11 protein-coding genes are annotated in these 7,705 nt (G+C 53.9%); 9 read left to right on the top strand and 2 right to left on the bottom strand.

Annotated elements, in window-relative coordinates; all coding sequences use genetic code 11:
• Positions 1 to 93, top strand: a 93-nt coding sequence (locus tag AC2FNV_RS16040; RefSeq protein WP_496773862.1) for a cob(I)yrinic acid a,c-diamide adenosyltransferase, incomplete at its 5' end; no start/stop codon positions are given.
• A gap of 36 nt (positions 94 to 129) precedes the next feature.
• On the opposite strand, the gene AC2FNV_RS16035 is transcribed toward AC2FNV_RS16040, so the two are convergent.
• Both AC2FNV_RS16035 and AC2FNV_RS16030 read right to left on the bottom strand, forming a co-directional pair.
• Positions 130 to 357 (bottom strand): hypothetical protein, encoded by a 228-nt coding sequence (locus tag AC2FNV_RS16035; protein ID WP_170474178.1) that lies wholly within the window; start codon positions 355 to 357, stop codon positions 130 to 132.
• A 97-nt stretch (positions 358 to 454) separates the two neighbouring features.
• The gene (locus tag AC2FNV_RS16030; RefSeq protein WP_170607380.1) at positions 455 to 1,321 is read right to left on the bottom strand and encodes a branched-chain amino acid aminotransferase; all 867 of its coding nucleotides are present in this window, start codon (positions 1,319 to 1,321) and stop codon (positions 455 to 457) included.
• Between the two features lie 157 nt (positions 1,322 to 1,478).
• Between AC2FNV_RS16030 and AC2FNV_RS16025 the strand changes: the two genes are divergently transcribed.
• The 8 genes from AC2FNV_RS16025 (at position 1,479) to AC2FNV_RS15990 (ending at position 7,704) form a co-directional block, all read left to right on the top strand.
• The gene (locus AC2FNV_RS16025) at positions 1,479 to 1,991 is read left to right on the top strand and encodes a MarR family winged helix-turn-helix transcriptional regulator (protein ID WP_170607382.1); all 513 of its coding nucleotides are present in this window, start codon (positions 1,479 to 1,481) and stop codon (positions 1,989 to 1,991) included.
• A complete protein-coding gene (locus tag AC2FNV_RS16020) occupies positions 1,988 to 2,689 on the top strand; it encodes a response regulator (RefSeq protein WP_170607384.1) in 702 nt (233 codons plus the stop codon). The genes AC2FNV_RS16025 and AC2FNV_RS16020 overlap by 4 nt, the downstream gene beginning before the upstream one ends.
• A 43-nt stretch (positions 2,690 to 2,732) precedes the next feature.
• Positions 2,733 to 3,659: a histone deacetylase family protein gene (locus AC2FNV_RS16015; RefSeq protein WP_170607386.1), complete on the top strand. Its 927-nt coding sequence runs from the start codon at positions 2,733 to 2,735 to the stop codon at positions 3,657 to 3,659.
• Positions 3,656 to 3,898, top strand: coding sequence for an exodeoxyribonuclease VII small subunit (locus AC2FNV_RS16010; protein WP_170474193.1), 243 nt, complete (start codon positions 3,656 to 3,658; stop codon positions 3,896 to 3,898). Before AC2FNV_RS16015 ends, AC2FNV_RS16010 begins: the two co-directional genes overlap by 4 nt.
• On the top strand, positions 3,899 to 4,765 hold the full coding sequence (locus tag AC2FNV_RS16005) for a polyprenyl synthetase family protein (protein WP_170474196.1): 867 nt from the start codon (positions 3,899 to 3,901) through the stop codon (positions 4,763 to 4,765).
• Positions 4,766 to 4,786: 21 nt separating this feature from the next.
• Positions 4,787 to 6,718: a 1-deoxy-D-xylulose-5-phosphate synthase gene (gene dxs / locus AC2FNV_RS16000; RefSeq protein WP_170607388.1), complete on the top strand. Its 1,932-nt coding sequence runs from the start codon at positions 4,787 to 4,789 to the stop codon at positions 6,716 to 6,718.
• A gap of 204 nt (positions 6,719 to 6,922) precedes the next feature.
• Entirely contained in the window at positions 6,923 to 7,435 is a 513-nt protein-coding gene (gene napF / locus AC2FNV_RS15995; protein ID WP_170474201.1) for a ferredoxin-type protein NapF, read from the top strand.
• Positions 7,432 to 7,704: a chaperone NapD gene (locus tag AC2FNV_RS15990; RefSeq protein WP_170474204.1), complete on the top strand. Its 273-nt coding sequence runs from the start codon at positions 7,432 to 7,434 to the stop codon at positions 7,702 to 7,704. The genes napF and AC2FNV_RS15990 overlap by 4 nt, the downstream gene beginning before the upstream one ends.
• Position 7,705 lies beyond the last annotated feature (1 nt).

Below are 7,705 nucleotides of genomic sequence, written 5' to 3'. Positions count from 1 at the left end.
CTGCGCGAATACGCCGATTTGGTGACTGAAATGACCGAAGAAAAGCACCCGTTCCAAGCCGGTATCAAAGCGCAACGTGGTGTTGATTTCTAAAATCCCAAGCGCTTAGGCATCTACTTCGACGCTGCTTTAAAGGTCGTCAGGTGTTTGCACTGACATCTGCGATTCAAACAAATAGCGAATTGATTTGCGTTGTCGAGCAACACCGAGGGTCTGGTTTGTGCCCCATCGGTTTTCTGCTTGGATCATGCAATTTGGATGCTCGACATAAGCGCAATAGTCGTCGTCGCATCCTGTGCATCCGCAGGCAGAAGCAGCGTCATGCCTTGCTAGGATTTCGCCAAACGGATCGATCATTTTCCAACCTTTTCCCGCCTGCCTGCATAATACCATGAATTTTGGTTCGCTTACAAAGCGCTAACTCTGCCTTAGTGAGATGCTATGTTCGTCGGGATCAGGAGCGGACCAGCTTTTCGTAATCCTCGGCGATCTCGCGGGTTAGATCTCCAACTTCGAAAGTGTAATCACCGATTTGACCCACTGGTGTGACTTCAGCCGCAGTTCCGGTTAACCAACATTGCTCAAAGTCAGCCATCTCTTCGGGTTCGATGCGGCGCTCATGTACAGTTATGCCCTTGTCTTTCAACATTTGGATCACCGTTTTACGGGTGATCCCGTTAAGAAAACAATCGGCTAATGGCGTGTGAACCTCGCCATCTTTGACGAAGAAAACATTTGCCCCTGTCGCCTCGGCTACATAACCGCGCCAATCCATGAATAACGCGTCCGAGCATCCCTTTGCTTCGGCCTTATGCTTGGAGATTGTACAAATCATGTAAAGGCCTGCAGCCTTGGCGTGAACCGGTATTGTCTCAGGACTGGGGCGTTTCCATTCGGCGATGTCTAACTTGGCACCCTTCATTTTGGCGTCGCCATAATAGGCTCCCCAAGGCCAGACTGCGATCGCCATTCGCACCGGGTTTTTAGCCGATGCCACACCCATGTCTTCGCCGGAACCGCGCCAAACCAGTGCTCGAACGTATGCGTCCTGCAGGCCGCTGGTCTTCAAGGCTTCTTCCTTCGCAGCCTCAATCTGATCGACTGAATATGGCATGGGCATATCGAGCGCTTCGGCAGAAGCAACGAGCCGCTCGGAATGTTCCCGGCTTTTGAAAATTTTGCCGTTATAAGCGCGTTCGCCCTCAAAAACAGATGAGGCATAGTGCATCGCATGCGTAAGGATGTGGACATTGGCATCCCGCCAAGGCACCATTTTTCCATCCATCCAAATGAAACCGTCACGGTCATCATATCCCGCCATGCCAACCTCCTGAATATCGCCAATTTTGCGATTGTTGCGCTATTTAAGTCCGGATCGGACATAAAGTTGCTCAAAAATTGCGATTCGATACCTGCCCACCCTTGGAATGTCAATAACGCTGACATAAAGTCAAACCGTGTAACGAATGAGGCGTGATATGTCTGAGATCCGGCCTGCTCCGGTCTTTGGGGGCGAAAGCTTGCTGTTTTTGACGGACGAGCAACTGCGGCAAGGGATTGAGGCAATGTTCTTTGCATATCGCGGTTTCACAGCGGATCCTGATCGCATTCTGGCACAAATGGCATATGGCCGCGCTCATCACAGGGCGATCCATTTTATCAACCGCGCACCTGGAACGACCGTTAACAATCTGCTCGCGATTTTAGGTGTCACGAAGCAGTCTCTGAATCGTGTGTTGCGCACTTTGATCGAGGACGGTTTGGTCGAAAGCCGCGTGGGGACGATTGACAAACGAGAGAGGCATCTTTTTTTAACGGAAAATGGTGAAGCGCTTGAAACCAGATTGTCAGATGCGCAGCGGGCGCGCATGCGGGCGGCTTACAAAGATGCTGGCCCCGAAGCCGTGGCTGGATTTCGCAAGGTGCTTGAGGCAATGATGGATGCTGATATGCGTCACTCGTACACAAAACTGCGGGATACAACTTCATGAGCGATATGGACGCCCATCTTCTGATTGTCGATGATGACGAGCGTATTCGGGACTTGCTCAAGAAATTCCTGATGCGCAGCGGGTTTCTGGTGACTTCGGCCCGTGACGCAGCTCATGCGCGCAGGGTTCTTTCTGGGCTTGATTTCGATTTGATCGTTCTGGACGTGATGATGCCCGGAGAAGACGGTGTCAGCCTGACCCGCGTTCTACGCGAGACTCACACGACACCGATTTTGCTGTTGACGGCCAAGGGCGAAACCGAACACCGAATTGCCGGGTTGGAGGCTGGCGCTGATGACTATCTGGCAAAGCCGTTCGAGCCCAAGGAGCTGCTTTTGCGGATCAACGCGATTCTGCGGCGTATGCCGGAAACGACCGCCCAGGATGCCATAGCCAAAATTCTGCATCTGGGGCCGATCCGGTACGACATTGAGCGTGGCGAAATGTGGAAGGGCGAAGACCCGGTGCGACTGACCGCGACAGAGAGCCAGTTGATGAAAATTTTCTCAGCACAGCCGGGTGAGCCGATTAGTCGAGCCAAGTTGGTCGAAGATCTTGGTCGTGACAAAGGGCAGGCGCAGGAGCGTGCGGTCGACGTACAGATTACACGCTTGCGTCGTAAGATCGAACAGGATCCAAAACAACCCCGCTATCTGCAAACCGTCAGAGGTGCGGGTTACATGTTGGCTCCGGACTGATGTTACCGAATGGCGTATTCCGCCTTATAGAGGGGGATATTTGATGGCGACGGCTCTTCTGACCCACGCCGATTGTCTTGATCACGTGACTCCAAATGGGCATCCGGAACGAGTGGCGAGGTTGGAACATATCTTGCTCGCATTGGAACCGCTAGATCTGAAGCGGGTAACCGCGCCATTGGCTGCCGACGACGACCTTCTAAGGGTGCATCCTGCCAACTACATCGCCGATATCCGCGACAGTCGGCCAATCGAAGGGTTCAAGCAAATCGATGGTGATACGTTCATGTCTCCGGGATCGGTCGATGCTGCCTACCGCGCGGCTGGCGCGGCGGTACGAGCGGTTGATATGGTTGTGCGCGGTGAGGTCTCGAATGCGTTTTGCGCTGTTCGACCACCCGGGCACCATGCCGAAACAGAGACCGCCATGGGATTTTGTCTGTTTGGAAACGCCGCACTTGCCGCCAAACACGCGCTGGATCACCATGGGTTGTCCAGAGTGGCAGTATTTGATTTTGACGTGCATCACGGAAATGGAACGCAAGAACTCCTGTGGGATGAAAGGCGCGCACTGGTAATAACTAGTCAGCAGATGCCATTGTGGCCCGGCTCTGGGCGTCCAGACGAAACTGGCGCTTATGAAACAGTGCTGAATATTCCACTGCCGCCTGGTTCGGGTGGAACAGAGATGCGATCAGCTTACGAGGCCCAGGCATTCCCTCGCCTACGCGCCTTTAGACCGGAGTTGATCATCATTTCTGCTGGTTTCGACGCTCATCAGGATGATCCTTTAGCAAGTTTGAATTGGACGACCAGCGATTTCGCGTGGATCACAGGTGAATTGTGCAAAATCGCAAATGAAATGTGTGATGGTCGTATCGTCTCGACTCTGGAAGGCGGGTATGATCTGAACGCACTGTCCGAGGCAACACGCGCCCACGTGGAAGAATTAATGAAGGCAGCACGATGACCGATACCCCAGTTGATCAGATGACTTTCGAACAGGCGATGAAAGAGCTTGAAACTGTGGTGGGTCAGTTGGAACGCGGTGACGTGGCTTTGGATCAGTCCATTGCTCTCTACGAACGCGGGGCGCAACTGAAGAAGCGCTGCGAAGACGAGTTGAAGCGGGCCGAGGAAAAAGTAGCTGCGATTACTCTGGATGCTGACGGCCAACCAACCGGAACAACACCTGTCGAAAGTCAGTGAATGTTTCGCGAAAGACTGGCGCAGGATGCAGCGCGCATTCAAGAGCATTTCGATCTTGTGTTAGGTGCTCTGGACGACTTAGATGTGACCCGGGCGATGGCTTACGCCACAAAGGGTGGTAAGCGACTGCGGGGTTTTTTGGTTATGGAGAGCGCCAGACTGCACGCTGTTGACCCTGTGCAGGCAATTTGGCCCGCAACCGGGATCGAAGCACTTCACGCCTACTCGCTAGTTCATGACGATTTACCGTGTATGGACGACGACGATTTGCGACGTGGGCGACCGACATTGCACGTTAAGTGGAATGAGGGCGCGGCTGTTCTGGCAGGCGATGCCCTGCAGACGCTGGCGTTCGAATTATGCACGCGTCCAGAAGTTGGAAATCCTGAAATTCGGGCGGAACTGGCTCTGACGCTGGCAAAGGCGAGCGGTGCCGAAGGGATGGTATTAGGCCAAGCATTGGATATTGCAGCGGAAACAGCACAGGATCCGCTGACCTTGGATGATATCACAAGATTGCAGACTGGTAAGACTGGCGCGTTGATCGAATGGTCGGCATGTGCAGGTGCCAGGCTGGCTCAGACTGATCCAGAACCCCTGCGCCGATATGCCCACGCCCTTGGCCTTGCCTTTCAAATTGCCGACGACATCTTGGATGTGGAGGGTGACGCCGAAAAGGCCGGAAAGCGTCTGCAAAAGGATGTCGAAGCTGGCAAGGCTACGTTCGTCTCGCTTCTTGGACTAGATGGTGCCAAATCCCGCGCTGCAGATCTGGTTGATCAGGCTTGCGCGGCGCTAGAAGGGTACGGTTCTGGCGCTGAAACCTTGAACGCAGCCGCCCGCTTCGTTATTGCCCGGGACAGCTAAGCCGCAAGGAACGCTACAACGATGACGTCTGAACGCCCGCACACACCGCTGCTGGACCTTGTGAACCGCCCTGCGGATCTCAGGCAGATGTCAGATATTCAGTTAAAGCAAGTGGCGGATGAACTGCGGGCCGAGACGATTTCCGCGGTTTCCACAACGGGTGGGCACTTGGGCGCTGGCCTGGGGGTCGTTGAACTTACAACAGCCCTGCATTCCGTTTTTGAAACACCGCGCGATAAAATCGTCTGGGATGTGGGGCATCAATGTTACCCTCACAAAATACTCACTGAGCGGCGTGATCGCATTCGAACGCTTCGTCAAAAAGACGGCCTTAGCGGCTTCACTAAACGGAGTGAAAGCCCATACGACCCGTTTGGAGCGGCCCATAGTTCGACCTCGATCAGCGCTGCACTGGGCTTTGCAGTTGCGCGTGATCTGGGTGGCGTGACTCCTGAAGGTCTGGGTGATGCAATTGCTGTCATCGGTGACGGCTCAATGTCAGCAGGCATGGCGTTTGAGGCGATGAACAACGCGGGGCATCTGAAAAAGCGTCTGATCGTTATCCTGAACGACAATGAGATGAGCATCGCTCCGCCAGTCGGTGCCCTTTCGACATACCTGTCGCGCATCTATGCCGAAGAACCGTTCCATGATCTCAAGGCGGCGGCCAAAGGCGCAGTGTCCTTGTTGCCGGAACCTTTTCGCGAGGGGGCGAAACGCGCGAAAGAAATGCTTAAAGGTATGGCTGTTGGGGGAACGCTGTTTGAAGAGCTGGGCTTTTCCTATATCGGTCCTATCGATGGGCACGACATGGACCAGTTGCTTCCTGTTCTTCGCGCAGTCAAAGCGCGTGCGACCGGGCCTACGCTGATTCACATTCTTACTAAAAAGGGCAAGGGCTACGCCCCTGCCGAACGGGCCCGCGACAAAGGGCATGCTACTGCCAAGTTTGATGTTGTTACGGGCGAACAGAAAAAGACGCCCTCGAACGCGCCGTCCTATACGTCGGTGTTTGGAAAATCCCTGGTGGATGAAGCCGCAAGGGACGACAGAATTGTTGCCGTAACAGCAGCGATGCCGGACGGAACAGGTTTGAACCTATTTGCCGAGCGCTATCCTTCCCGTTGTTTCGACGTGGCGATAGCTGAGCAGCACGGGGTCACATTTTCAGCCGCTTTGGCGGCTGGTGGAATGAAGCCGTTCTGTGCAATGTATTCAACCTTTTTGCAGCGAGGCTATGATCAGGTTGTGCATGATGTTGCTATCCAAAGGTTGCCCGTTCGATTTGCAATTGACCGCGCAGGTTTGGTCGGCGCGGACGGAGCGACTCACGCAGGATCATTTGATATCGCCTACCTGTCCAACCTGCCCGGCATGGTTGTCATGGCCGCAGCCGATGAGGCTGAGCTTGTACACATGGTCGCGACCGCCGCGGCGCATGACGAGGGGCCCATCGCGTTCAGGTATCCGCGTGGCGAAGGTGTTGGGGTGGAGCTTCCCGAACGGGGCGAGGTCATCGAAATCGGCAAGGGCCGTCTGATCCAGAAAGGGGCGCGGGTCGCCTTGTTGTCTTTTGGTGCAAGGTTGACCGAGGTTCAAAAGGCTGCCGAGGCGCTGACTGCGCGTGGGGTCACACCCACCGTAGCGGATGCGCGCTTTGCCAAACCTTTGGATCGCGACCTGATTCTTGAACTAGCAAACGAACACGAGGCTTTGATAACGGTAGAAGAAGGTGCCATTGGCGGGTTTGGCAGCCATGTGGCACAATTGCTTGCCGATGAAGGTGTATTTGATCAGGGATTAAAGTACCGGTCCATGGTCTTTCCAGACACTTTCATAGATCAAGCCAATCCGGCAGATATGTATGCGGCGGCAGGGATGAACGCAGAACATATTGAAGAAAAGGTTCTTTCAGTTCTGGGAGTGGCTTCAATCGGAGAAAAACGGGCTTGAACTATCGATCTGACCCGATTTGAGTCGAGTTTCTTTCTACTTAAAAGCAGTCCGATCTGGGAAAAGATTTAATAAATTCAGATATTAGATTAAACAATTATCACATCCGAAATCAAGTGGGTCAAATTTTCAAACTACGTGCTAGGCTAGCTCTGGTACGGGCGCATTTAGCGTGTGGCCTTTTGAACCGGAGGTGGCAAGCTAATGAACAAGCAAGCAAGCCGGCGCGCATTTATGACCGGCAAAGCGCTGCGACCAGATCGCCAAGCCATCCGGCCGCCAGGCGCAATTGGTGACGAGTTTTATAACCTGTGCCAGGAATGCAATGACTGCGTTCCGGCCTGCCCGGAAAATATTATTTCCATCGATGGTCAGGGATGGCCCGCCCTTAGTTTCGATTCGGGGAGCTGCACTTTTTGCACCGCTTGTGCCGAAGCTTGCCCAACCGGTGCGTTGGAAAAAACAAGGATTAAGGATTGGCCTTGGCTTGCAAAAATTGCTGAGTCCTGCTTGGCGTTGAATGGTGTCAGCTGCCGAGTTTGTCAGGACGCGTGCGCGGAAAACGCTCTGCGTTTTCGCCCCCAGCTTGGTGGGTTGTATGTGCCTGAATTGGACGCCGAAACATGCACGGGTTGTGGCGCATGCGTCGGTGCGTGTCCCGCTGGTGCAGTCACATTGAAGCGCAACGACAATCCAATTTTGGAGGTAAGCCAATGAACATATGTGGCTGCCTTGTTCATGTGTCGCCTGATTCACTGAAGGCTGCCCGGGATAGAATTGAAAGCGTGGAGGGTGCTGAAGTTCACGCAGCCACCGAGGACGGCCGCCTTGTCGTGGTCGTCGAGGACACGCCAAACCGCCTTGCATCAGAGACGATTATGGATCTGCACCATGTGCCGGGCGTAATTTCTTTGTCCCTAACCTATCACCATTTCGAAGATCCAGCGGATACTCATCCGCAGAATATCGCTTCTCATCAAATTTAAC

Source organism: Ruegeria sp. BHSA163 (genome assembly GCF_059613365.1).
Note: the sequence above shows the minus strand (reverse complement) of the source record. Positions and strands in the feature narration are given on the sequence as shown.